General features: G+C 71.9%; 22 protein-coding genes and 1 riboswitch. Of the genes, 14 read left to right on the top strand and 8 right to left on the bottom strand.

The genetic code is table 11. The annotated features are described in order from the left end of the window. Positions 1 to 7: 7 nt before the first annotated feature. The 5 genes from ACLF3M_RS09550 to ACLF3M_RS09530 are packed head-to-tail and all read right to left on the bottom strand — an operon-like array spanning position 8 to position 6104. Positions 8 to 1039 carry a putative FMN-dependent luciferase-like monooxygenase gene (locus ACLF3M_RS09550; protein ID WP_430656677.1) on the bottom strand — a complete coding sequence of 344 codons (1032 nt, stop codon included), beginning with the start codon at positions 1037 to 1039 and terminating at the stop codon, positions 8 to 10. 19 nt (positions 1040 to 1058) lie between these two features. After that, positions 1059 to 2699 carry a dipeptide ABC transporter ATP-binding protein gene (locus tag ACLF3M_RS09545; protein WP_430656676.1) on the bottom strand — a complete coding sequence of 547 codons (1641 nt, stop codon included), beginning with the start codon at positions 2697 to 2699 and terminating at the stop codon, positions 1059 to 1061. After that, positions 2696 to 3535 carry an ABC transporter permease gene (locus tag ACLF3M_RS09540; RefSeq protein ID WP_430656675.1) on the bottom strand — a complete coding sequence of 280 codons (840 nt, stop codon included), beginning with the start codon at positions 3533 to 3535 and terminating at the stop codon, positions 2696 to 2698. The genes ACLF3M_RS09545 and ACLF3M_RS09540 overlap by 4 nt, the downstream gene beginning before the upstream one ends. Beyond that, positions 3532 to 4476 carry an ABC transporter permease gene (locus ACLF3M_RS09535; protein ID WP_430656674.1) on the bottom strand — a complete coding sequence of 315 codons (945 nt, stop codon included), beginning with the start codon at positions 4474 to 4476 and terminating at the stop codon, positions 3532 to 3534. The genes ACLF3M_RS09540 and ACLF3M_RS09535 overlap by 4 nt, the downstream gene beginning before the upstream one ends. Beyond that, positions 4473 to 6104, bottom strand: a complete 1632-nt coding sequence (locus ACLF3M_RS09530) for a TIGR04028 family ABC transporter substrate-binding protein (protein WP_430656673.1) — start codon at positions 6102 to 6104, stop codon at positions 4473 to 4475. Before ACLF3M_RS09530 ends, ACLF3M_RS09535 begins: the two co-directional genes overlap by 4 nt. Positions 6105 to 6605: 501 nt before the next feature. Here ACLF3M_RS09530 and ACLF3M_RS09525 point away from each other — a divergent pair. The 4 genes from ACLF3M_RS09525 (at position 6606) to ACLF3M_RS09510 (ending at position 9202) form a co-directional block, all read left to right on the top strand. Continuing rightward, positions 6606 to 7100, top strand: coding sequence for a cupin domain-containing protein (locus ACLF3M_RS09525; protein ID WP_430656672.1), 495 nt, complete (start codon positions 6606 to 6608; stop codon positions 7098 to 7100). A gap of 40 nt (positions 7101 to 7140) precedes the next feature. After that, positions 7141 to 7563 carry a nuclear transport factor 2 family protein gene (locus ACLF3M_RS09520; protein WP_430656671.1) on the top strand — a complete coding sequence of 141 codons (423 nt, stop codon included), beginning with the start codon at positions 7141 to 7143 and terminating at the stop codon, positions 7561 to 7563. Between the two features lie 193 nt (positions 7564 to 7756). Further along, a complete protein-coding gene (locus tag ACLF3M_RS09515) occupies positions 7757 to 8371 on the top strand; it encodes a 2-hydroxychromene-2-carboxylate isomerase (protein ID WP_430656670.1) in 615 nt (204 codons plus the stop codon). Between the two features lie 186 nt (positions 8372 to 8557). Further along, entirely contained in the window at positions 8558 to 9202 is a 645-nt protein-coding gene (locus tag ACLF3M_RS09510; RefSeq protein WP_430656669.1) for a glutathione S-transferase family protein, read from the top strand. A 34-nt stretch (positions 9203 to 9236) separates the two neighbouring features. Here ACLF3M_RS09510 and ACLF3M_RS09505 read toward each other — a convergent pair whose 3' ends face one another. Beyond that, positions 9237 to 10121 carry a LysR substrate-binding domain-containing protein gene (locus ACLF3M_RS09505; RefSeq protein WP_430656668.1) on the bottom strand — a complete coding sequence of 295 codons (885 nt, stop codon included), beginning with the start codon at positions 10119 to 10121 and terminating at the stop codon, positions 9237 to 9239. A gap of 200 nt (positions 10122 to 10321) precedes the next feature. Between ACLF3M_RS09505 and ACLF3M_RS09500 the strand changes: the two genes are divergently transcribed. Genes ACLF3M_RS09500 through ACLF3M_RS09490 form a run of 3 tightly spaced genes read left to right on the top strand, consistent with a single transcriptional unit; the run spans position 10322 to position 12104 of the window. Further along, the gene (locus tag ACLF3M_RS09500) at positions 10322 to 10519 is read left to right on the top strand and encodes a DUF1127 domain-containing protein (RefSeq protein WP_430656667.1); all 198 of its coding nucleotides are present in this window, start codon (positions 10322 to 10324) and stop codon (positions 10517 to 10519) included. 9 nt (positions 10520 to 10528) lie between these two features. After that, positions 10529 to 10837 carry a DUF1127 domain-containing protein gene (locus ACLF3M_RS09495; RefSeq protein WP_430656666.1) on the top strand — a complete coding sequence of 103 codons (309 nt, stop codon included), beginning with the start codon at positions 10529 to 10531 and terminating at the stop codon, positions 10835 to 10837. After that, positions 10827 to 12104: an MFS transporter gene (locus ACLF3M_RS09490; RefSeq protein WP_430656665.1), complete on the top strand. Its 1278-nt coding sequence runs from the start codon at positions 10827 to 10829 to the stop codon at positions 12102 to 12104. The genes ACLF3M_RS09495 and ACLF3M_RS09490 overlap by 11 nt, the downstream gene beginning before the upstream one ends. An 89-nt stretch (positions 12105 to 12193) precedes the next feature. Here ACLF3M_RS09490 and ACLF3M_RS09485 read toward each other — a convergent pair whose 3' ends face one another. Continuing rightward, complete coding sequence (locus ACLF3M_RS09485) at positions 12194 to 13003, bottom strand: enoyl-CoA hydratase-related protein (protein ID WP_430656664.1); 810 nt, start codon at positions 13001 to 13003, stop codon at positions 12194 to 12196. 251 nt (positions 13004 to 13254) lie between these two features. Here ACLF3M_RS09485 and ACLF3M_RS09480 point away from each other — a divergent pair, with 251 nt between their 5' ends. From ACLF3M_RS09480 to metE, 7 genes are all read left to right on the top strand, one after another. Beyond that, entirely contained in the window at positions 13255 to 13575 is a 321-nt protein-coding gene (locus ACLF3M_RS09480; protein WP_430656663.1) for a hypothetical protein, read from the top strand. A 109-nt stretch (positions 13576 to 13684) separates the two neighbouring features. Continuing rightward, complete coding sequence (locus tag ACLF3M_RS09475) at positions 13685 to 13843, top strand: hypothetical protein (RefSeq protein ID WP_430656662.1); 159 nt, start codon at positions 13685 to 13687, stop codon at positions 13841 to 13843. Then, the gene (locus ACLF3M_RS09470) at positions 13840 to 14106 is read left to right on the top strand and encodes a hypothetical protein (protein ID WP_430656661.1); all 267 of its coding nucleotides are present in this window, start codon (positions 13840 to 13842) and stop codon (positions 14104 to 14106) included. Before ACLF3M_RS09475 ends, ACLF3M_RS09470 begins: the two co-directional genes overlap by 4 nt. An 88-nt stretch (positions 14107 to 14194) precedes the next feature. After that, positions 14195 to 15430 carry an MFS transporter gene (locus ACLF3M_RS09465; RefSeq protein WP_430656660.1) on the top strand — a complete coding sequence of 412 codons (1236 nt, stop codon included), beginning with the start codon at positions 14195 to 14197 and terminating at the stop codon, positions 15428 to 15430. Beyond that, positions 15427 to 16314: a PhzF family phenazine biosynthesis protein gene (locus tag ACLF3M_RS09460; protein WP_430656658.1), complete on the top strand. Its 888-nt coding sequence runs from the start codon at positions 15427 to 15429 to the stop codon at positions 16312 to 16314. Before ACLF3M_RS09465 ends, ACLF3M_RS09460 begins: the two co-directional genes overlap by 4 nt. Continuing rightward, a complete protein-coding gene (locus ACLF3M_RS09455; protein ID WP_430656657.1) occupies positions 16311 to 16859 on the top strand; it encodes a GNAT family N-acetyltransferase in 549 nt (182 codons plus the stop codon). The genes ACLF3M_RS09460 and ACLF3M_RS09455 overlap by 4 nt, the downstream gene beginning before the upstream one ends. Before the next feature lie 390 nt (positions 16860 to 17249). After that, positions 17250 to 17481, top strand: a riboswitch (cobalamin riboswitch). Between the two features lie 63 nt (positions 17482 to 17544). Next, the gene (gene metE, locus ACLF3M_RS09450; protein WP_430656656.1) at positions 17545 to 19860 is read left to right on the top strand and encodes a 5-methyltetrahydropteroyltriglutamate--homocysteine S-methyltransferase; all 2316 of its coding nucleotides are present in this window, start codon (positions 17545 to 17547) and stop codon (positions 19858 to 19860) included. Between the two features lie 332 nt (positions 19861 to 20192). On the opposite strand, the gene ACLF3M_RS09445 is transcribed toward metE, so the two are convergent. Further along, on the bottom strand, positions 20193 to 22316 hold the full coding sequence (locus ACLF3M_RS09445) for a fasciclin domain-containing protein (protein ID WP_430656655.1): 2124 nt from the start codon (positions 22314 to 22316) through the stop codon (positions 20193 to 20195). Positions 22317 to 22498 lie beyond the last annotated feature (182 nt).

Here is a 22498-nt window from a genome sequence, read left to right as displayed (position 1 = left end):
CCTCTCCTCAGGCGACGCGCAGCGCCGGCGCGGCCGGCCGCCAGCCCAGCGCGGGCGCAACCGCGGTTGCGACCAGCTCGATGGAGCGCAGCACAAGCGCATGCGGCGGGTCCACCGAATGGACCTGCACCGCCAGATCCGTCGCGCGGTCCAGCACGCGGTCCGCGCGGAGCGAGGCGAGGACCTCCTCCGGCGTGCCGAGGTGCACGTCCTGCCGGCGGATGATGTCGGCCAGCGGCAGGTCGGGCGGCCCGCCGCGGCCGGTCGCCGCCAGCCGCGCCTGGAAGCGGCGCAGCCCTACCTCCGCATGGCGCAGCGCCTCCGCCCGGCTGTCGGCGACGAAGACGGAGCGCGAAGCGAGGATGCGCGGGGCGACGCCGACAGGCAGCGCGCCGAGATAGGCGTCCACCATCGGGTCCTGGATGTCGGCCAGCGTGGCGTCCGGCTCGTCCGCGGTGCGCGGCTGCGTGCGGGAGAGCAGCAGCCCGGTGCCGAGCCGCCCCGCGGCGCGCGCGCCCTCCACCGAGAAGGTCGCGAACCAGATGCGGTCGAGCAGGCCGGGCCGCGCCGGATAGATCCGATCGCCGCCGGGCAGCGCCTGGCCGCCGAGCGCATCCCGCAGCGTGGCGAGATGCGCCTCGAACACGCTCCGCCGGTCGTCATTCCCGAGGCCGAAGGCGGCGAAGGCGGTGGGGTTGCCGCCCGAGCCGACGCCGAGCTCGAGCCGGCCGCCCGACAGGATGTCGAGGACGGCGGCGTCCTCCGCGACGCGGATCGGCTGCTCCATCGGCAGCGTGACGACGCCGGTGCCGAGTCGGATGCGGCTGGTGCGCGCCGCGACATGGGCGAGGAAGACGAGCGGCGCCGGCAGCCCGCCCTCCGCCTCGTGGAAATGGTGCTGCGCGACCCAGGCCGTGTCGAAGCCGAAGGCCTCGGCGCGCTGGATCTGCTCGGTGGCGCAGCGATACCGCTCGGCCGCGCTGCCCTCGTCGAGCAGGCGGGTGAAGAAGCCTAGGCGGAGCGGCCTGGAAGTGGCCATGGGTGGAACTCTCCTGTGTTCAGGCGGCGCTACGGGCGGCGCCTCCGGGCACCGCGGCGATCAGCGCGCGCGCGTAGTCGGTCCGTGGGTCAGTGAAGACGCGCTCGGCGGGGCCGGCTTCCACTACACGCCCGCCTCGCATGACGGACACGCTGTCCGCCACCAGCCGCACGACGGCAAGGTCATGCGAGACGAAGAGGTAGGTCAGGCCGAGCTCCCGCTGCAACCCGTGCAGCAGATCGAGCACAGCCGCCTGCACGGTGACGTCGAGCGCCGAGACCGCCTCGTCCAGCACCAGCACGCGCGGGCGCAGCACCAGGGCGCGGGCGATCGCGACGCGCTGGCGCTGCCCGCCGGAGAGCGCGGCGGGGCGGCGCGCCAGCAGCTCGCCCGACAGGCCGACGCGCTCCGCCGCCTCCGCCGCGCGCCGGGCGCGCTCGGCGCGGGGGATCGGCTCGAAGTTGCGCAGCGGCTCCTCGATGATGGCGGCGACATCCTGTCGCGGGTCGAGCGAGGCGAAGGGGTTCTGGAAGACCAGCTGCACGTCGCGCCGCAGGCGCCGCAGCGCCTCGCCGCGCAGCGCGGTGACCTCCGTGCCGAACAGCGCGACGCGCCCGGCGGTGGGGCGGAGGAAGCCGGCGACGGCGCGCGCCGTGGTGGTCTTGCCGGAGCCAGATTCGCCGACCAGCGCATGGGTCGTGCCGGCCGCGATCTCGAAGCCGATGTCGCTCACGGCACGGAAGGCGCGTCCATCGGCGCAGGGGTAGTCCTGCACCAGGCCCTCGACGCGGACCGCGATCTCCGCCCCCGGGTGCGGCGCGGGGCGCAGCCGCGGCGTGGCCAGCCCCGGCGCGTCGCGCAGCAGCTGCGCGGCATAGGCGCTGCGCGGTGCGGCCAGCACCTGGCGCACCGGCCCTTCCTCCTGCACGCGGCCGTCGCGGAGCACCACCACGCGGTCGGCACGGTCGGCTGCGATACCGAGGTCGTGGGTGACGAGCAGCATCGCCGTCCCATCCTCCCGCCGCAGCTCGTCGAGCAGGTCCAGCACCTCGCGCTGCACCGTCACGTCGAGCGCGCTGGTCGGCTCGTCCGCGATGACCAGGCCGGGGCGCAGCGCCACCGCGATCGCGATCAGCACGCGCTGGCGCATCCCGCCGGAGAGCTCGTGCGGATACTGCCGTGCGCGCAGCGCCGCCGGCGCCAGGCCAACGCGCTCGAGCAGCGCGAGGGTGCGGGCGCGCAGCCTCTCGCGGTCGCGTTCGCCGTGCAGCTGGAGGATCTCGGCCACCTGCGCGCCGATTGTGCGGACCGGGTTGAGCGAGGTGGTCGGGTCCTGCGGCACCAGGCTCATCCGCGCGCCGCGCAGCGGCGCAAGACGGCGTTCGGGCCAGGCCGTGATGTCGGCGCCGTCGAAGTGGACCGTGCCGGACTCGATCGCGCCGCCAGGCGGTAGCAGGCCGATGACGGCCTGCGCAGTGGTGGTCTTGCCCGAGCCGGATTCGCCGACCAGGGCTACGACCTCGCCCGGTGCGATGCGCAGCGACAGGCCGTGCAGCACGCGCCGCGCGCCGTAGCGGATAACGAGGTCCTCCACCTCCAGAACCGGGACGCCGGTGCCGAGCGTGGCGGGCGCGGGCAGCGGGAAGCGTGCAAGGTTCATGACCGGGTCCCCCCGAGGCTGCGGCCGACGCGCTCGGTCGAGACGACGACGAGCAGGATGACGAGGCCGGGCGCCGCGGCGAGCCAGGGCGCGCGGCCGAGGAAGTCGCGCCCCTCGGCGACCAGCAGCCCCCATTCCGGCGTCGGCGGCGGCGCGCCGTAGCCGAGGAACCCGAGCGTCGAGAGCGCGAGGATCGCCGAGCCGAATTGCAGCGCCGCCAGGGCAAGGACGGAGGTCAGCGCGTTCGGCAGCACGTGGCGGACCAGCACCGCGCCGAAGCGACCGCCCGATCCGAAGGCGGCCTCCACGTAGTCGGCACGGCGCACGCGCAGCACCTCGGACCGAGCCAGGCGGGCGAAATGCGCGACCGAGACCAGGCCCACCGCGATCGCCGCATTCAGCGTGCCGAAGCCGAGCAGGATGATGACCGAGAGCGAGAGCAGCAGCCCGGGGATGGCGAGCGCGGTGTCCACCGCACGCATCAGCACGGCGTCCACCAAGCCGCCCGCCGCGCCCGCCAGCAGGCCGACGAGCGTGCCGAGCGCGAGGCCGACGCCGACGGCGAGCGCCGCGCCCAGCAACGATTCCCGCGCGCCGTAGACCACGCGGGCGAAGCCGTCGCGCCCCAGCCCGTCGGTGCCGAGCAGGTGGTCCGCGCCCGGCGGCAGCAGTTGCGCGCCGGGCGTGCCGACGACGGGGCTGTAGGCGGTGAAGAGGCCCGGCGCCACCGCCCAGGCGAGGACTGTCGCCAGCACCGCCCAGGCCAGCACAAGCCCGACCGGCACGCGCCGGCGCGGCAGGGCGGGCGCGGCCGCCAGCGTCGCGACGTCGCTCATGCCGCCTGCACTCCGCGTGCGCCGAGCCGTGGATCGAGCAGCGGATGCAGCAGGTCCACCAGCAGGGATACGAGCACGAAGCCCAGCGCCGAGATCACCACCACCGCCTGCAGCACCGCGACGTCCTGGTTCGCGACCGCCTGCTGCGTGAGCCCGCCGAGGCCGCCGAGGCCGAACACCGCCTCGGTGACCACGGCGCCGCCCAGCAGCTCGCCGAACAGCACGCCGCCCATGGTGGCGGCCGGCGGCAGCGCGACGCGCGCAGCGTGGCGGCGCAGCACCCAGCCCTGCCGCGCGCCCTTGGCGCGCGCGACCGCCACGAAGGGCTCGGCCATGGCAGCGTCGAGGTTGCGGATCAGCACGCCGGCGATCGGCGCCGAGATCGGGATGGACAGCGCCACCACCGGCAGCAGCAGCTCCTCCCACGGCTCCGGCGCGATGATCGAGACCCAGCCGAGCGTGAAGGAGAAGACCTGGATCAGCATGATGCCGAGCCAGAAGACAGGCACCGCGACGAAGACCGAGGGCGCGGAGCGCGCGGCGGCACGCACCCAGCCGAAGCCCTCGACCTGGCTGAGCGCGGCGAGGATCGCCGCCAGCACGCAGGCCAGCAGGAAGGCGAGGCCGGCGAGGAGGAGCGTGGAGGGCAGGTTCTCCGCGATCAGCCGCGCCACCGGCACGCCCGAGCGGATGGAGTACCCGAACTCGCCCGAGAGGAAGTTGCCGAGCGTGTGCAGGTATTGCTGCCACAGCGGCGCATCGGCGCCGTAGGCGATGCGGATGTCCGCAACCTGCTCCGGCGTCAGGCCCATGTCGGTGCCGAGGAACTTGATCAGCACGGCATCGCCCGGCAGGGCCTGCAGCAGCGCGAAGGCCACCGTGAAGGCGGCCAGCAGCACCACCAGCCCCTGTCCGGCGCGGACGGCGATGCTCTGCATCATCGCGCCGCCAGCCAGGCGCCGTAGAAATGCGGCCGCCCGACCGCCTCGAAACCCAGCCCGCGCAGGCGCGGCGCAGCGGCGAAGACCTGCGGCTCCTCGAACAGCGGCACGACATAGGCCTGGTCGAGGATGTAGCGCTGGACGTCGGCCGTCAGCGCAAGCCGCTTCTCGGCGTCGGGTTCGGAGGCGATGGCGTCGAGCAGGGTGTTCAAACGGTCGTCGCGGAAGGACTGCACGCGCTGGCTGACGCCGCCCTGCTGCAGCAGCACGTTGCGCGTCAGCGGGTGGTAGTTGCTGCGGATCACGTCGGGATCGGCGCGCCCGACCATGGCTGGCGAGACCGGCGTGCGCACGGGGTCGAGGCTGTCCTGCACGCGGCTGCCGAGGTCGCCGGCCAGCACGTTCAGCCGCACGCCGACCCGCGCCCATTGCTGCGCGACGAGCTGCAGCGTGTCCTTGTTGCGGGGCTGCGGCGGGCTCTCATAGGCGGTGAGAACGAGTGGCCGCCCGTCCTTCTGCCGGATCCCATCCGCGCCGCGCGTCCAGCCCGCCTCGTCCAGCAGCTGGTTGGCGAGCGCCAGGTCGAAGCGCAGCTGCTCCGCGAGGTTGACGTAGCCCCTGGCGGTGGAGGCGATGACGGAAGTCGCGACGGGGTAGTTGGCGGAGAACAGCGTGTCCACGACCTCCCGCGCATTGGTCGCGTGCAGCAGCGCGCGACGGACGCGCAGATCGGCGACCAGCGGGTTGTCGGGTCGGAAGGCGATGGAGTTGTTCACGCCGCGCGTCGACGGCGCGAAGAGCTGGAAGCCGCGGGCGGCGACCTGCGCCTCGTCATAGGCCTGGATCTGGCGGATGACATGCGCCTGGCCGGCCTGCAGCGCGCCGATGCGCACGCTGTCCTCGGGCGTGACGATGATCCGGATGGAATCGAGCAGCGCGCGGCCCTGGTGCGGGTGGTTGCGCGGGCCCCAGGCATAGTCCGCCCGCGCGTTCAGCGTGAGCTCCCGCCCCAGCACCTGGCGCCCCACCACGAAGGGGCCCGAGCCGATGATGCGCGTCGCGTCCCCAAGCTGGTCGAAGGGCACCGCCAGCGTGCGCGCCGCCACCAGCCCGGAGCCGATGACGGAGGTGCCCTGCAGGAAGCCGGGCGAGGGCCGGCTGAAGACGAAGCGCACCGTCAGCGGGTCCACCACCTCGGACCGCACGTAGTTCACGATCACCTCGGAGACCGGCAGGCGGAGATCGCGGTTGCCGAGGCCGAAGGCGTCGAAGTTGCGTGCCACGGCCGCGGCATCGAGCGGCGTGCCGTCGGAGAAGGTGACGCCGGGGCGCAGGCGGAAGACGTATTCAGTGGCGTCGGCGTTGACCGTCCAGCTCTCGGCGATCCAGGGCTCGACCTCGAGCGTCTGCGGGTTCTGCCAGGTGAGCCGGTCGAGGATCTGATTGAGCACGCCGCCATTCGGATAGAAGCCGCCGGCCGGCGGGTAGAGCTGGGTGTAGGTCTGCTGCTCCAGGTAGATCAGCGCGCCGCCACGCGTGGGGGCGGCGGTCTGCGCCAGGGCGGCGCCGGGCAGGGCGAGGGCGCCGAGCCCGGCGAGGAGCGGGCGGCGGCCAGTGGTGCGGGTCATGGTGGATCTCCGGCTAATGGAAGGCGGACGCGATGGAGGGGCATAGGAAATGCTCCATGCGTCGACACGCCTTCGGGCGGCGACGCGTCCTGCGCGCGCTAGCCGGGCGTAGAGAAAAATCTTCCACGGTGGCGTAGAATTTCAGGGTCATAGGGGGATATATTCTACGAATGTCGGCAGGAGTCCAGTGGGATGATGCGGTGCACAAGCGTGGAATGCGCACAAACGCTGCCTGACGGCGCGGCGCGATCCGCTGTTCCTCGCGTGCTGCTCGCCGCGCGGCTTCGCGGCCGACGAGATCCCGCAGGCCGAGCTGCTGCGATCCTCGAGGCGTGTCGCTGGGCGTCCTCCTGCTGCAACAGCCGGCATAACGCCCTTGCCGGTCATGAAGCCGCCTTCGCCCTCATGAGGAGAAATCATCGGCGCTCGGGCATTCGCGCACCACGATGACGGAATCGGCGGTGCTAGCCTGGGCCACCCGTTCCGGCCAGGAGAGGTCCCATGAGCGATGCCGCGCAGACACCGCCGCAAGCCGCCATCGTCGCCGCCGAAGCACCTGCGCGCGCCAAGCCGAGCAACTACCCGGAGCCCTTTGCCGCGCGCGTGGCAGGCCGCGTGAAGCGCCCGCTCGGCGACATCTTCGGCCTGCGGAACTTCGGTGTGAACCTCACCCTGCTGCGGCCCGGCGCGGCGTCGGCCGTGCACCACGTCCACAGCAGGCAGGACGAGTTCATCTACGTGCTCGAGGGCGAGCCGACGCTGTTCACCGATGCGGGGCAGACGCGGCTGCGGCCCGGCATGGTCGCGGGGTTCCCGGCGAATGGCACCGCGCACCACCTGGAGAACCGGACGGAGCGCGACTGCGTCATCCTGGAGATCGGCGACCGCACCGCGGGCGACGAGGGACGCTACCCCGACGACGACCTCAAGGCCGTGCTGGGAGAGGATGGCCGGTGGCGTTTCACCAGGAAGGACGGAACGCCCTATCCGGCGTGACGCTCCCAGCCCCTCCTCGCCACCAGGAAGGACACAGACCTTGATCCCGACATCGCAGGCCGACGCGACGACCCAGGCCGAAAGACGTGCGGCGCTGATCCCGGCCGTGCAGCGCTACTTCGACCTGATGTACGATTCCGACACGTCGGCGTTCGACACCGTCGTCGCGCCGACCGTCCAGCTGCACGGCTATCGCAACGGCCGGTTCGTCATGTGGTCGGCTTCGATGTACAAGGAGATCCTGCAGGAGAGGCGGTCGCCGAAGTCGCTCGACGCGGCACGCCGGGACGAGATCCTGCTGATGGATTTCACGTCCGACGCCATGGCATTTGTGAAGGTGCGCCTGAGGATCGCCGCCCAGGAGTTCGTGGATTATCTGACCTGGCATCGCATCGATTCGAAATGGCTCATCACGTCGAAGGGCTTCGATCTCGAAGCTGGCGCCGCATCGACGCAGGCGTGACGACGCGGCTCCTCGCCCGGCCCGGCGACGTCGGCAGAGGCTTTCGCAGGGACTGAGGTGCGCGTCGGAATGCTGTGGTGGTGTGGCGCAACGCCCATGCCCGTCGGACCGAGGACCCGATGACCGAGGACGGGCCGCCACCGGCCGATCTCCCGGCTGATGCGGGATACGGCTTCCGCCCGGCGGGCGCCGCATGACGCAGGCAGCGCGCGAGCCCATCACCTTCTGGTTCGACTTCGGCTCGCCCTATGCGTGGCTCGCCTCGACCCAGGTGGAAGCGGTGGCGCAGCGTTGCGGCCGCCCCGTGCGATGGCGCGCCATCCTGCTCGGGGTCATCTTCCGCAGCACCGGCATGGTCCCGCTCGGGCAGCAGCCGCTGCGCGGCGACTATGCCCGGCGAGACGTTGCGAGACTTGCGCGGCGCGCAGGGCTGCCCTTTGCGACGCCAAGCCCGGCGCCCGGTACCTCCGTGGCCCTCGGCAGGGTGTTCCACGCAATCGCGCTGCGTGATCACTCCCTTGCCGCGCGGTTCGCTCGCGAGGCCTTCATGGCGGCCTTCGCACGCGGCGAGGTGCTCGGCGATGCCGATCCGGCCCGGGCTTTTGCGGCGCGTCTTGGCCCGGTCGCCGAAGCGGCGGCGGCCGACGCGCTGTCGCCGGCTGCGCGCGCGGCGCTGCGCGACGCGACGGATGAGGCGCTGGCGCAGGGTGTCTTCGGCGCGCCGTTCTTCACGGTGGACGGCGAAGCCTTCTGGGGCCAGGACCGGCTCGCGACGCTTGAAGCCTGGCTGCGCGAAGGCCCGTGGTAGGGCGGCAGCGTCGATCTCTTCATCGGCGCTGAACGACGCTCATCTGCGGAAGCGCGCCTTGCGCGAAATCCCCAGCAGCTGAAGCGGCTTAGCGCGGCCGGACAACGCTTTCGGCGCTGCGGGACGGCAGATGGCTCCGCATCCGAGCAGTCGCTAGCGTCGTGCCGCGATGCCCGGAGAACAGCGATGATCCTGGTCGGCCCTTACGACTCGCCTTTCGTGCGACGCGTCGCGGTCGCGCTCAACATCCTCGGCTTGCGGTATGACCACCATCCCTGGTCGGCCTTCGGCGATGCCGAGCGCGTCGCCCTGCTCAACCCGCTCCGGCGCGTGCCGGCGCTGGTACTGGATGGCGGCGAGGTGCTTATCGACAGCACGGCGATCCTGGACCATCTGGACGAGATCGCCGGCGAGGCCCGCCTGATCGCGTCTGGCGGTCCGCAGCGCCGCACCGCCTTGCGCGTCTGCGCCATCGCGACCGGCCTTTGCGACAAGATGGTCAGCCTGCTGTACGAGCAGCTCAGGCATGACACGGTCTTCGATGCCTGGACGGCGCGCTGCCGCTTCCAGATCGAGGCCGCGATCCCGGCGCTCGAGACGGCCCGGGCGGAATGTGAGACGCCATTCTGGTTCGGACCGACGCCCGGCCATGCGGACATCGCCGTCACCTGCGCGCTTCGGTTCCTGGCGGAGGCGCATCCGCGGCTGGATGTACCGGCCCGGCGTCCGCGGCTGGCGAGCCACGCCGCCGCCTGCGAGGCGATGCCGGCCTTCGCCGCGGCCGTGCAACCCTTCACCCTGCCGCGGACAGCGACTGTTGTGCGGGGCTAGCGCCGCCTGCCTGAGCGGGCGGCGCGATCACCGGTCAGGCCACCGGCGTCGTGCTCCCCAGCTGCTCGCGCAGCCAGGTCGCAAGCAACCTCCCCTCGCGCTGCCGCAGCAGGCCCGGGCGGGTCACGAGCCAATAGGCGGTGCCGCCCTCCACCGGCTCGTCAAGCGCCCGCACGCGGCCAGCCGCGATGTCGTCCGCGCAGACCGGCAGCCTCGCCAGGGCGAGGCCCAGGCCCTGCGCAGCCGCGTTCAGCGCAAGCTGCACCGTGTCGAAGCGGAGTCCGCGCGACGGATCGGGCGCCGGCAGGCCGCGCAACGCCGCCCAGGCCGCCCAATCCTCGGCAGCGACCATGACATGAATGGCAGGCAGGCGCGCCAGTGCTTCAGCCAGCGACAGCCGGCAATCCGGCGCGGCCACCGGCAGCAGGCCGACCGGCGCCAGGCGGTGCCACTCCGCCGGCCCGACGGGCGCGCCGGCCATGCGGATCGCGAAGTCGAAGCGCCCGTCGCCGAGTTCCACATGCTCGCGCTCCGTGGAGATGGCGAGGTCGAGAGAAGGGTGCCGCCGCCGGAGGTCGGGCAGCCGCGGGAGCAGCCATCCCGTCGCGAAGGTCGGTGCCACGCTGCCCGTCAACCGGCGTCCTGCCCGCGGTTCCGTCAGCGTGTCCATGCAACGCGATAGTCCCTCGAAGGCGCGGGTCGCTTCGGCGAGCAGCTTCTCGCCGGCGGGCGTGAGCCGCATGCCGCGCTGGTCCCGGTGGAACAGCGGCACCCCGAGCGAATCTTCCAGCGTTCGAACGCCGTGGCTGACGGCGCTCGGCGTCACGCCCAGTTCGGCGGCCGCCGCGGTGAAGCCGCCGCAGCGGCCAGCCGCCTCGAAGACACGCAGGCCTGCAAGGGGTGGCAGACGGTGCGCCATGATCCAGTGACCTCCTTCGCCATTCGGCATCCAACCGCACCGGTCTTCCACCAGCAGGTCAGCATGGCTGTCATGTCATGCGGGCGCCGGTCGGGCGTGCGGCGGGGCGGTTCGGTCGAGCAGGCGCGCGATGATGACGCCTCACAGGGGTTGAGGAGTTCGCGTTCGCCCGATGCGGTCGGTCGCCCCACGCTGAGGGCATGGACTCGATCGCCGCCGCCCCTCGCACCGATGACCGCAGGCCGCTCGAGGGCGCATCCCGCATCCTCGCGGTCTGGATCGAACGCGTGACGCAGCGGCGCAGGCTCGCGAGGTTGTCCGATGCATCGCTGAAGGACATCGGCATCAGCCGTTGCGACGCGCTGCGCGAGGCGTCGAAGCCGTTCTGGCGCAGCTAGGAGGTCGTCATGGCGAACAAGTCCGCGTCGCTCGGGCTCGCGGGTTCGGCCGCACCGGACCCAATGACCAGAATCGATGGGAGCCCGATCCAACCGGCAGCCGTACCCTCGCGCCTTGGCCTGTCGGTGCGTGCCGTCATGCACGCAGCCTTCGGACGGGTGGCGACGCTCCTGCATCTGTGGAGACGCCGCCTTGCCGAGTCCAGCGAACTGAGATCCCTGTCCGACCAGGAGCTGCGGGACTTCGGCATCAACCGCTACGAGGCCGAGCACGCAGCAAGGCAGGCATTCTGGAGGGATTACCGCGGTGGCATCTGACGGCGTGCGCGGACCTCCCCTTCGCACGGCCAGGCACGTATCCGTCGGCACCGAAGGTATCGTCTTCCCGCCGCATGCTTCGCGGAGCCCCGGGCGAGGTCTCGTCGCGCTGCTCGCAGCCGCCTGCGGCCTCTCCGTCGCCTGCATCACCTTTGCCGAACCGCTGCTCGACAGCATCGCCGACGAGTTCGGGATCAGCCACGCCGCCGCCGGAGCGGTCACCACGGTGACGCAGCTGGGCTACGGCCTGGGACTTCTGTTCCTGGTGCCGCTCGGTGACCTCGTGGACCGCAGGAAGCTCATCATCGGCCAGACGCTGCTCGCCTCGACGGCCTTGCTGGCCGTCGCAACGGCGGAAACGGTCGCCGTCGGTCTTGCGGCCTTCGCCGCGGTCGGGCTGCTCGCCGTCGTCACGCAGGTTCTGGTGGCCCACGCGGCGCTCCTGGCCGCACCGGCGAGCCGCGGCCGGGTGGTCGGCGCCGTCACCAGCGGGGTCATCACCGGGATCCTCCTCGCCCGGGGCGTGTCGGGCACGCTTGCCGATCTGCTGGGCTGGCGCGCCGTCTACCTCGTCGCGAGCGGGGCGATGTTCGCGGTCGCGATGGTCCTGCTGGCCTTCGTGCCGGCCGGGCCGCGGCCGTCGAGGCCGCTGAGCTACGGGCAACTCCTCCGGTCGCTCGCGACGCTGTTCGTCGAGATGCCCATTCTTCGCGTGCGGGCGGCGCTCGCCTCCCTGATCTTCGCGGCCAACGCCATTCTCTGGACGCCGCTCGTCCTGCCTCTCATGCGGGAGCCCCTGTCACTGACCCGGACGGAGATCGGATGGTTCGGCCTGGCAGGCGCGGCCGGGGCCATCGGCGCCACGCTCGCGGGCCGGCTCGCGGATACCGGCCGCGCCCAGCAGACAACCGCGGCGGGTCTCATCCTGATGATCCTGGCCTGGATCCCAATCAGCCTGATGTACACGTCGCTGTGGCTTCTGGCCCTCGGCGCTGTCGCCGTCTCTTTCGGCCTGCAGGCCGTGCACGTGTCGAGCCAGAGCCTCATCTACATGACCCGTCCCGAGGCGCGCAGCCGCCTCGTTGCGGGATACATGATCTTCTACTCCGTCGGCAGCGCGCTTGGTGCCGGCATTTCCACCCAGATCTACGTGCGCGCCGGATGGCCCGGCGTCTGCCTTGCCGGCTTCGCGGTGAGCGTGTCGGCCGCCCTGTTTTGGTGGCTGACAAGGAACGCAACGGCCGGGGTGGCGGAGCCGCGACGCTGAGAAGAAGCCGCCGGCCGGCATGGATTGCGCCGCGACGATGCCGCGCTCCTCCAGAAGGAGCGCCGGTACGCCCGGCACGCAGCGCAGGCTCAGCGCCCCGCGAATTGCGGTGGCCGCTTCTCGACGAAGGCGGTGACCCCCTCGATGGCATCCCGCGTTGGCACGATGGCCGCGAAGGACGCCTCCTCGATGGCGAGTCCGCTCTCGATCGCCGCGTCCTGGCCGCGATGGATCGCCGATAGCGCCGCGGAGACGGTGAGCGGCGGCTTGGATGCGATCTCGCGCGCGAGCCCGAGCGCCGTCGGCATGAGTGCCTCGTCCGGCACTACCCGGTTGACGAGTCCGAGCTGAAGCGCCTCGTCGGCGCCGAAGCGGCGGCCCGTGAGGATCAGCTCCGTCGCGGCCTTGCGACCGATGTTGCGCGGCAGCCGCTGCGTTCCCCCGAAGGTCGGGATGATGCCGATGTTGATTTCGGCCTTCGAGAACACCGCCGAGGCTGCGGCGACCGCGATGTGCGTGGCCTCGACAAGTTCGCAGCCGCCGCCGAAGGCAAGGCCGTTCACGGCGGCGATGACCGGCTTTGCGAAGGCCTCGACCCGCGCCGTCAGCTGCTGCCCCGGCCGCAGGAAATGCGCGACCGCCTCGCGCGCCCCCCGCCGCATGTGCGGCAGGAAGCCCTTGATGTCCGCGCCGGCGCTGAAGGCGCGGCCACTTCCAGTGATCACGATGGCCCGCACCTCCGCATCGAGCTCGAAGGCATCGAGAGCATCCATGAGCCCGCCGATCAGCTCGTTGCTCAGCGCATTCAGGGCATCGGGCCGCGCGAGCCTGACGATGGCGACGGGGCCGTCGCGATCGAGGCGGAGCGGCTCGGTCGGGGTCCTTGGATCTGGCGTCATGCTGTCCTCCTCGTCCTGCCGACGACAAGCGGCATGCCTCGACGGTCTCCGGATGGCGTGCGCCCGAACAGCGAGAACTCCTCACGGCGGCTGAAGCCGCCTCATGGCGTGCGGCCGTGGCGATCCGTCGTGAACGGCGCTCAAGACCCGCGCACCGTTCTCACTCGCGGCGCCCGGCCGGCGCGGGCACCCTCTTTTCGAAACGGAGCGCCGCCTGTTGCGGCGCCTCGAACCTCGGAAGGACCTTGCCGATGAGCACCGTGCCGGCGCGCGCCGACATGATGCCGCACGCGACGGAATGGGTCGCGGCCTCGAACCGGCGCGACCTGGAACGCTGTGGGACGGCAAGACAGGCGCGTCTCGACACGCTCGAGTTCACGTGCCTCGACCTGGTGTGCGGCGTGCAGGCGCAGTCGCTGCACCACCGCGCCCGTCTCGGCGCCACGATCGTCAGGCCCTGCGGGCTGTTCCGGTTCGAGCGCAGGCGGAAGGTCTGCGTCGAGGCGCTCCACGGTGACGCCGATGCTAACAGCGTGTCATTCGAGACAGTGGCCGATGGCGTGCCGGGATAGCGCCGCGGAGCCCACCCTTGGGCTTCTGTCCTTCGCGTTCCGGATCCTGCGCGCAGGCGATCACGACCTTTGCTGGCGCTGCCGCCGGGAAGGGCCCGCCGGTGAGACGATGCTTGCGCGCCTGATCCGCCTTCGGCGCGACCGCGTGCATGTCGCCGCGCTGGAACCCCGCCTGCTGCGCGACGTCGGCCTCGATCCTGTGGCGGGTGGCGGCGAACGCGCCCCGCGCCATCTCGATTTCGCCCTCTGGACAGGGCTGCACCGATGACGCTCCGCCTGCTCGGCAAGGCTTCCTCGATCAACGTCCGAAAGGTCCTGTGGACCTGCGAGGAGACCGGTCGCGCCCATGCCCGCGAGGACTGGGGCACCCGCTTCGCGTCCGCGCCGACGCCCGGGCCCTATGTCGTGGGCGAGGCGTTCACCCTTGCCGACATCTCGAGGCCCAGCATGCCTTCCGCCGCCATGACGGCAACGGGATCCCGTGACCGCAGTGGAAGCGCGATCGGAGCGGGCGCCGCGCTATGGAGATGAGCGTGCCTTGCGGCCCATGAGGAGAACTCGGTTCCCAGGCACGGCTGCGGAACCGAACGTGGCGGGCAGGTGCAGGAAGCGGAAGCCGGTGACGAATGTGAAGGGAAGCCCCGGCCTCTGGCGCATCGTGCTGGTCGCGGCCGCCGTGATGTCCGTCTCCATGGGGCTCCGGCAATGCTTCGGGCTGTTCCTCGCCCCCAGCACCGCCGCGCTCGGCGCCTCCGCCGCGGCGTTCGGCTTTGCGGTGGCGTTGCACAACCTTGTCTGGGGCCTTTCCCAGCCCTTCGTGGGCGCGCTGGGCGACCGCTTCGGGGCTCGGCCCGTCCTTCTCTGCTGCGGGTTGCTTTACGTGGCGGGACTCCTCCTCTTCGCGGTCTCGGGCAGCCGGTTCGTGGCGCTCGACATCGGGATCGGCCTGTTGACGGGGCTCGGCATCGCGGGCACCGGCTTCGGCGTGCTCCTCGGCGCCGTGTCGCGCGCCGCGCCGCCCGAGCGCCGCGGATGGCTCGTCGGGCTGGTATCCGGCGCGGGCTCCGCGGGCGTCCTGGTGCTGGCGCCGCTCGGCGAAGCGCTCATTGCCCAGGCCGGATGGCGTGAGGCGGCGCTGGCCTTCGCCGGGATCTGCGTCGCGATGGTCGCGCTCTCCCTCCTGCTCGGGAAGGTGCCGGCACAGGGTTCGACCAGGCAGGAGGCCGGACCGGCGCTGGGCGCGTGGGGCGCGGCGCGAATGGCGATGGGCCATCCCGGCTTTGTCGCGATGTCGGTCGCCTTCTTCGCGTGCGGCTTCCAACTGATGTTCATCACCACCCATCTCCCTCGCTTCCTGGGGCTGTGCGGCCTCGCACCCTCGGTGGGCGCCTCGGCGCTCGCGGTCATCGGGGTATGCAACGCCATCGGCTCCTATGCCTTTGGATTGCTGGGGCAGCGATACAGCCCGAAGCGGCTGCTGGCCGGCATCTACGCGACGCGCACGGCGGCAATCGTCCTCTATCTCGCGACCCCGGTGACCGAGCCCAGCACGCTGGTCTTCGCCGCGGTGATGGGCGCGACCTGGCTCGGCGTCGTGCCGCTCGTCTCCGCTCTCATCGGCAGGCTGTTCGGGCTTGCGAATTTCAGCCTGCTCTTCGGCCTGGCCTTCGTGTGCCACCAGCTCGGTGGCTTCGCCGGGGCGTGGCTGGGCGGGATCGTGCTTGACGCGACGGGGGGCTACGACGCCGCCTGGTGGGCGCTCGTCGGCGTCGGCGCTGCCGCGGCGCTCCTGCAATGGCCGATGGACGACCGGCCGCGCAGCGCTGACAGCCGCCCGCAGGCAGCGGCCGCGTGAGTGCCGCGGGGAAGGAAGCGGTGCACGGCCTCGACCGGCTTCCCATCCAGCGGCTCGCCGCCTTTTCTTCAGGTGGATCGGGCGGCAACCCCGCAGGCGTCGTGCTGCTCGAGGCACTGCCGCCATCCCATGAGATGCAGGCCGTGGCGGCGCGGATCGGGTATTCGGAGACCGTCTTCGGCGCGCCCGAGCAGGATGGCTGGCGCGTCCGCTACTTCGCACCGGAAGCCGAGGTCGCGTTCTGCGGCCATGCCACCATCGCGCTGGGTGCTGCCCTGGCGGCCCGCCTGGGCGCGCAGGTCTTTCGCCTCCGCCTCAACGACGCGGCTATCACGGTGGACGGATGGGAACGGGGCGGCACCATGTTGGCGGCCCTGGTGTCGCCGCGGGCGACGAGCCGCCCTGCCTCGCCCGAGCTGACGGAGGATGCGCTGCGCCTGTTCTCGCTCGACGCCGCCGACCTCGACCCGAGGATCCCACCTGCCGTGACGGATGCGGGCGCCCCGCACCTCGTCCTTGCGCTGCGGGAGCGTGAAAGGCTGGCGGCCCTGACCTACGATTTCGATGCCGGCCGCGCGCTGGCGCTGCGCGCGGCGATCTGCACCTTCAACATCGTGCAGGCCGAGGGAAGCCGGCGCTTCCACGCCCGCAACCCCTTCCCCTACGGCGGCGTGTACGAGGACCCGGCGACGGGGGCAGCCGCGGCGGCGCTGGGCGGCTACCTCCGTCGCATCGGCTGGCCGCATGGCGGCGGCATCGAGGTGCTGCAGGGCGAGGACATGGGCCAGCCATCGCGCCTGCACGTCGCGATTGGCCCAAACCAAGCGCAAGGGGTTCGCGTTTCCGGAGAGGTCAGATGGCTGGCGGAGCCGGACGCAGCATGAGCGGCGCGCATGCATCGGTACAGGCCGTCGTCGTCCGGCCCGCCACGCCGGCCGATGCGGCGCGCGTCGAAGCGTTGCTGGTGGCTTCCTACTCCTCTCTGTTGCGGACGAGCCATGAACCGTCGCTTCTGGCGCAGGCGCTGCCGTACATGGTCCGCCCGCAGGCAAGTCTGCTCGGCAGCGGAACCTGGTATCTGGCTGAGGACGGAGGCGGTGCCGGGCCACCGCTAGGCTGCGGCGGCTGGACCGTGGCGGCACCCGGCGGCGGAGCCGCCACGCCGCATCTCGCGCATCTGCGGCACTTCGCGACCCGTCCCGACATGACGCGCCGAGGCGTCGGCTCCCGCATCCTCGCGCGCTGCGTCGCCGATGCCACGGCGCACGGCATCGAGGTCTTCGAGTGCCTGGCCACTCTCGCCGCGGAACCATTCTATGCGCGCCTCGGCTTCGACCGCGTCGAGGCCGCGTCCGTCATGCTGGGCAATGCCGTCGATTTCCCCGTGGTCCGCATGCGCCTGCGTCTCGGCGCTTTCGGGGCGGGATAGCGGCCGCGACGCTGCGGACCCGACAGCCCGATCTTGGATGGCGGATACCCGCTCGTAAAGGAGCCGACCGTGCCAGCCTATGTCCACGTCAACCTGCGTATCCTGGATCAGGCCAGCCTCGCCGAGCGCTTCGGCGTCAGCGTCCAGCCGCTCGGAGACGGCAGCGTGGCGGTGGCGCTGCGCGTGGAGCGCGAGGTGCCGCTACCGGCTGCTTGCCCGACCGTGGTCGCCCCCGCGGGGTCATCCAGTATCGCGCCTGGAACGCGATCGCGCGGCCCAGCGCGCGATGGTGGAGCGTGCTGCAGCGTAGCTGCCAGGGCGCCAACGCCTGTCGGTGCCCAGGGGGCGAAGGATGGCCTACGGCAGCCTTGATTCATGCTCTCTATAAAGATATCTTTATGTGGCGTTGGTCCTGCGCGAGCGGGTGAAAAGGGAAGTCCGTGCGGGCGGGGAAGCCCCCAAAGTCGGACGCTGCCCCAGCAACTGTCGGCGGGAAGCCGCCGGCCCGAGCTCCTCCGGCAGGGGCGCCACTGCGCGGAAGCGCGGGAAGGCAGGGCCGGTGGCGAGGGGCGCAAGCCCGGCACCCGTGAGCCAGGAGACCTGCCCACGCCGTGCACCCCGCCAGCCGGGGGCGCGCCACCCCAACGGCCGGGCTGGGTGTCCCGGGCGACGGAGACCGCCTGCGATGACCATCGCCGCCAATCTCGGCTACCCGCGCATCGGACCGCGGCGCGAGCTGAAATCCGCCCTCGAAGCCTTCTGGGCCGGCACCACCGCCGAGGCGGACCTGCACGCCACCGCCGCCGCGCTGCGCGCCGGCGCCCGCGCCGTCCAGCAGGGCTGCGGGATCAGCCATCTCCCCTCGGCCGATTTCGCGCTCTACGACCACGTGCTGGAGACCGCCTGCGCCTTTGGGCTGATCCCGCCTGGCTACGGCTGGTCCGGCGACGGCCCTGCCTCGCTCGCCACGGTGTTCGCCCTGGCCCGCGGCGCGCGCGGCAGCGCGGCGGAGCGTGCCGCCGGCATCCCGGCCGGCGCCGTGGCGCTCGAGATGACCAAGTGGTTCGACACCAACTACCACTACATGGTGCCGCGCCTATCGGCGGCGATGCGCCCGCGGCTGCTGGACAACCGCTGGGTCCGCGCGCTGCGCGAGGGGCTTCAGCACGGCACGCGCACCCGGCCCGTGCTGCTCGGCCCGGTCTCGCTGCTGCTGCTGTCGAAAGCCGAGGACGGCTCGCGCCCGCTCGACCTCTTGCCGGCGCTGCTGCCCGCCTATGCCGATGCGCTGCGCTTCCTGGCCGAGGCCGGCGCCGTCTGGGTGCAGGTCGACGAGCCCTGCCTGGTTACCGACCTGCCGCCCGGCGCCGTGGAGGCCTACCGCACCGCCTTCCGCGCGCTCGCGGATGCCGCGCCCGGGCTGCACCTGCTGCTGGCCACCTACTTCGAAGGGCTGCGCGACAACCTCGGCCTGGCCGCGTCGCTGCCGGTCGCCGGACTTCACCTGGACCTGGCGCGCGCGCCGGACCAGCTCGATGCGGCGCTGCTGGCGCTGCCGCGCGACCGCTGGCTCTCCCTGGGCGTGGTGGATGGCCGCAATGTCTGGCGCACCGACCTGCGCGCCGCGCTGGCGCAGCTTCGCACGGCCGAGGTGGCGGGCTTCGGCCGGCGGCTCATGGTCGCCCCCTCCTGCTCGCTGCTGCATGTGCCGCACAGCCTGGCGATGGAGACGGCGCTGGACCCCGCGCTGAAGCGCCGCCTTGCCTTCGCGACCGAGAAGCTGAAGGAGGTCGCGACCCTGGCCCGCGCGCTGGACGAGGGCGAGAGGGCCGTCGCCGCCGTCTTCGAGGAGAGCGACCGCGCACTGGCCGAAGAGCGCGCCGATGCGCGGCTGAACGATCCCGCGGTGGCCACGCGCCTCGCCGCCGCGACGCCGGCGATGGAGCAGCGGCGCAGCCCCTATCCACGGCGTGCCGAGGCGCAGGCGGCGCGGCTCGGCCTGCCCGAGCTGCCGGTGACCTCGATCGGCTCCTGGCCACAGACCGACGAGGTGCGCAAGCTGCGCGCCCGCCTCGCCCGCGGCGAGTTCGACCAGGCGCGATACGACGCCGAGATGCGGCGGCTGACGGCGGAGGCCGTGCGCTGGCAGGAGGAGATCGGTGTGGACGTGCCCGTCCACGGCGAGTTCGAGCGCAATGACATGGTCAAGTATTTCGCCGAGCGGCTCGCCGGCTACGCCTTCACCCGGCATGGCTGGGTGCAGAGCTATGGCAGCCGCTGTGTCGCGCCCCCCATCATCTGGGCCGACGTGTCGCGCCCGGCGCCGATGACCGTGCGCTGGTCCGCCTATGCCCAATCGCTCACGAACAAGCCGATGAAGGGCATGCTGACAGGGCCGGTGACCATGCTCCAATGGTCCTTCGAGCGGACCGACATCCCGCGCGAGACGGTGTGCCGGCAGATCGCGCTGGCGATCCGCGACGAGGTGTCGGATCTGGAGGCCGCGGGCATCCCCATCGTGCAGATCGACGAGCCCGCCTTCCGCGAGGGCCTCCCGCTGCGTCAGGCCGATCGCGCGGACTACCTGCGCTGGGCGGTCGCCTGCTTCCGGCTTTCGGCCAGCGTCGTGCGCGATGAGACGCAGATCCACACCCACATGTGCTACAGTGAATTCAACGACATCATGGAGAGCGTCGCGGCGATGGACGCCGACGTGATCTCCATCGAGACGGCGCGCAGCGACATGGACCTGCTGGAGGCCTTCGCCGTCTTCGATTACCCGAACGAGATCGGGCCGGGGGTCTGGGATATCCACTCGCCGCGCGTACCCTCGACAGAGGAGATGATCCGGCTGGCGGCGCGCGCTGCACGGCGCATCCCGCGGCGGCGGCTCTGGCTCAACCCGGATTGCGGATGCAAGACGCGCGGCTGGGCAGAGGTGAAGCCGGCGATGGCGAACCTCGTGGCGGCGGCGCGGCGCTTGCGCGCCGAGGCGGTCTGACAGCGCCCGTGCCCCGCTCCGGCGGGGCACGGGTTCCGCGCTTGCCGCCCTCCCATGTAGCGAAAGCCCTGCTTCACCCCACCACATGCTTCGGGAAGGGCCGACCGTACCACGCTGGTGGGACCGGACGGGTCGGTGACCCGCGCAGGCCCGTCGAGCCGCGTCGCGGAACAGGCTTGCGCGGCAGACTGCCGGCGACGCCCCCCGGCGGCGATGCCGCGACGGACCGCGCGCCGCAAGGCCGCGTCGCGGCCCGATCCCGTCGGGACCGGATGGCCGGTCACGCCGCGGCGTCACGCCGAGTGCATGCCTCCGCACGACGCCGCGCCGGGTCAGATCACGTCGAGGTTCAACGGCAGCAGGACATTGTCGATGGCCTGGATCGCCCCGTTCGACGCCAGCACATTCCCGCCGCCCTCGAACCGCACGATGTAGCCTGGCTCCTCGTCGCGGATGCGATTGCCGTTGAACGCCAGCTCCGGCCCGAGCAGCGTCTCCGCGCTGCCCTCTTCCCGCAGCTGCTGGCGCGAGAAGCGGCCGTCGAGCACGTGGTAGGAGAGGATGTCCGTCAGCAGCGGCAGCGGGTCGCCGCCGCCGAGGCCGGTCAGCGCCTGCGCGATCGCGCCGAACGCCCCCGCCTCGTCAGCGCCGACATATCCCAGTCGCTGGGCAAGCCGGATGAAGGCGGCATCGGTCGGTGCCAGAAGCGTCAGGCTCGCGGTCGCGTCCGAGAGCGCCGCATCGAGGCTGGTGAGGCCGAGTGCCGCGTTCAGCAGGTCGAAATCGTGGCGGTTGGAGTCGAAGCCCTCGCCGGAAGCTTCCAGCCGGCCGGCGATCGTCGGCAGCGTGGTGCCGGGTCCCACTTGCGGCACGTCGAGCGGCAGCAGGACGCGGTCGATCGCCTGCACCACGCCGTTCGCCGCCGGCAGGTCCGCGCGGTTCGCGATGATCCTGGCATTCGGCAGCGAGGGGTCGAGGTCGATCAGCTGCTGGCCGAAGGGCGCGATGGCCTCCCCCGACAGGGTCGTTACGCTCTGCGACGCGGCGATCGCGGCGGCGGTCAGCGTGCCGCTGGCGACGTGGTAGGTGAGGATCTCCGTCAGCAGTGGGATCGGGTTGCCGTCGGGCGACAGGCCGGTCAGCGCTGTCACGATCGCATCGAAGGCGCCCTGCTCGCCGCGACCGCGGAAACCGAGGTCGCGCGCGAGGCGGATGAAGGCCTCGTCGGTCGGCGCGAAGAGCGTCAGGTCGAGCGCGGTATCGTCCAGCGTCGCCGTCAGCCCCGCGGCGCCGAGCGCGGCGTTCAGGATGTCGAAATCCTGGCGGTTGCCGTCGAAGCCGATGCCGGAGGCAGCGAGCTGGTCGGCGATGCTGCCGCCGAGCCCGAGCCCTGCCAGGTCGAGGTCCAAGGGCAGCAGCACCCGGTCGATCGCCTGGACGGCGCCGTTCGACGCCTCGATGTCGGTCCCGCCGGGCACGAAGCGCGGATCGCGCAGCCCGGGCTCGGCGTCCACCACCGTGCCGCCGCGCACGACGAAGGACGCGCCGTTCAACGTGGCGACGCTTCCCTCCGCCTGCAGCTGCGCAATGTCCAGCCGCTCCGGCACGACGTGATAGGTGAGCACCTGGGTGAGCAGCGGGATCGGGTTGCCGTCGGGCGCAAGGCTGGTGAGCGTGGCGACGATCGCGTCATAGGCCGCGGCCTCGTCGCTGCCGGTGAAGCCGAAGGCGCGGGCGAGCTCGACGAAGGCGGCGTCGGTCGGCGCCAGCACGGTGAGGTCCGCCGTCGGGTCCGACAGGGCGCTGGTCAGGCCAGCATCCTGCACGGCGCGCAGCAGCACGTCGAAATCCGTGACGTCGCTGTCGAAGCCGGTGCCGGAAGCGGCGACGATGCCGGCGATGCTGGGCGGTGTCGGCAGGCCGTCCGAGTTGCCGGGCAGGTCGATGGGGAGGAGGACCTCGTTGATCGCCAGGATGTTGCCGTTGCCGGTGCGGATCGTCGGGCCCACCAGGCGCGCATCGGCCGCGTCGGGGTCGCCGTCCTGCAATGCGCCGGCGAAGGGGCGAAGGGTGGCGCCGTCGAGCAGCGTCGGCACCTCCGTCCTGCTGCCGACGGCGCCCTTGCCCAGCGCCTCCGGCACGACGTGGTAGAGCAGGACGTTGGTCAGCAGCGGGATCGGGTTGCCGTCCGGCGCGAGCCCGGTGAGCGCCGATACGATGGCATCGAAGGCGCCCTGCTCGCCGCGACCGGTGAAGCCGAGGCTGCGCGCGAGCGAGATGAAGGCCGCGTCGGTCGGGGCGAGCAGCGTCAGCGACGCCGCGGGGTCGGCAAGCGCCGCGTCAAGCCCGGTGGCGCGGAGGGCGGCATTGAGGATGTCGAAGTCGCCGCGGTTCGTGTCGAAGCCGTGGCCGCTCGAAGCGAGCTGGCTGGCGATGGTGCCGGTCGGGGTGCTCATTCGGGTCTCCCGGAGGTTGTTGGGCGCCGGCGGGGAAGGGCCAGCACGTGGGCAAATATCCCACCTCTCCGGTCGTTGTCGCGGAGAAACTGCGTCGGGCTCTGATCACGGAGCCGTCATATGGACACTTTTTTCCCACAATCAGCGGGGATGGTCAGCACCCCGCCTCCTTCAACCCCTTG

This window comes from Falsiroseomonas sp. HW251 (assembly GCF_050563545.1).
Taxonomy (GTDB): Bacteria; Pseudomonadota; Alphaproteobacteria; order Acetobacterales; family Acetobacteraceae; genus Falsiroseomonas.
The sequence above is the reverse complement of the archived record's forward strand: the minus strand, read 5'-3'. Positions and strand labels throughout refer to the sequence as shown.

Coding starts and splice junctions, on each gene's coding strand:
- ACLF3M_RS09470 (WP_430656661.1), top strand. CDS start 13,840: ATGACGCTCCGCCTGCTCGGCAAGGCTTCCTCGATCAACGTCCGAAAG.
- ACLF3M_RS09475 (WP_430656662.1), top strand. CDS start 13,685: ATGCTTGCGCGCCTGATCCGCCTTCGGCGCGACCGCGTGCATGTCGCC.
- ACLF3M_RS09455 (WP_430656657.1), top strand. CDS start 16,311: ATGAGCGGCGCGCATGCATCGGTACAGGCCGTCGTCGTCCGGCCCGCC.
- ACLF3M_RS09485 (WP_430656664.1), bottom strand. CDS start 13,003: ATGACGCCAGATCCAAGGACCCCGACCGAGCCGCTCCGCCTCGATCGC.
- ACLF3M_RS09495 (WP_430656666.1), top strand. CDS start 10,529: ATGGCGAACAAGTCCGCGTCGCTCGGGCTCGCGGGTTCGGCCGCACCG.
- ACLF3M_RS09525 (WP_430656672.1), top strand. CDS start 6,606: ATGAGCGATGCCGCGCAGACACCGCCGCAAGCCGCCATCGTCGCCGCC.
- ACLF3M_RS09500 (WP_430656667.1), top strand. CDS start 10,322: ATGGACTCGATCGCCGCCGCCCCTCGCACCGATGACCGCAGGCCGCTC.
- ACLF3M_RS09505 (WP_430656668.1), bottom strand. CDS start 10,121: ATGGCGCACCGTCTGCCACCCCTTGCAGGCCTGCGTGTCTTCGAGGCG.
- ACLF3M_RS09510 (WP_430656669.1), top strand. CDS start 8,558: ATGATCCTGGTCGGCCCTTACGACTCGCCTTTCGTGCGACGCGTCGCG.
- ACLF3M_RS09535 (WP_430656674.1), bottom strand. CDS start 4,476: ATGATGCAGAGCATCGCCGTCCGCGCCGGACAGGGGCTGGTGGTGCTG.
- ACLF3M_RS09540 (WP_430656675.1), bottom strand. CDS start 3,535: ATGAGCGACGTCGCGACGCTGGCGGCCGCGCCCGCCCTGCCGCGCCGG.
- ACLF3M_RS09445 (WP_430656655.1), bottom strand. CDS start 22,316: ATGAGCACCCCGACCGGCACCATCGCCAGCCAGCTCGCTTCGAGCGGC.
- ACLF3M_RS09530 (WP_430656673.1), bottom strand. CDS start 6,104: ATGACCCGCACCACTGGCCGCCGCCCGCTCCTCGCCGGGCTCGGCGCC.
- ACLF3M_RS09515 (WP_430656670.1), top strand. CDS start 7,757: ATGACGCAGGCAGCGCGCGAGCCCATCACCTTCTGGTTCGACTTCGGC.
- ACLF3M_RS09550 (WP_430656677.1), bottom strand. CDS start 1,039: ATGGCCACTTCCAGGCCGCTCCGCCTAGGCTTCTTCACCCGCCTGCTC.
- ACLF3M_RS09545 (WP_430656676.1), bottom strand. CDS start 2,699: ATGAACCTTGCACGCTTCCCGCTGCCCGCGCCCGCCACGCTCGGCACC.
- ACLF3M_RS09480 (WP_430656663.1), top strand. CDS start 13,255: ATGAGCACCGTGCCGGCGCGCGCCGACATGATGCCGCACGCGACGGAA.
- metE (WP_430656656.1), top strand. CDS start 17,545: ATGACCATCGCCGCCAATCTCGGCTACCCGCGCATCGGACCGCGGCGC.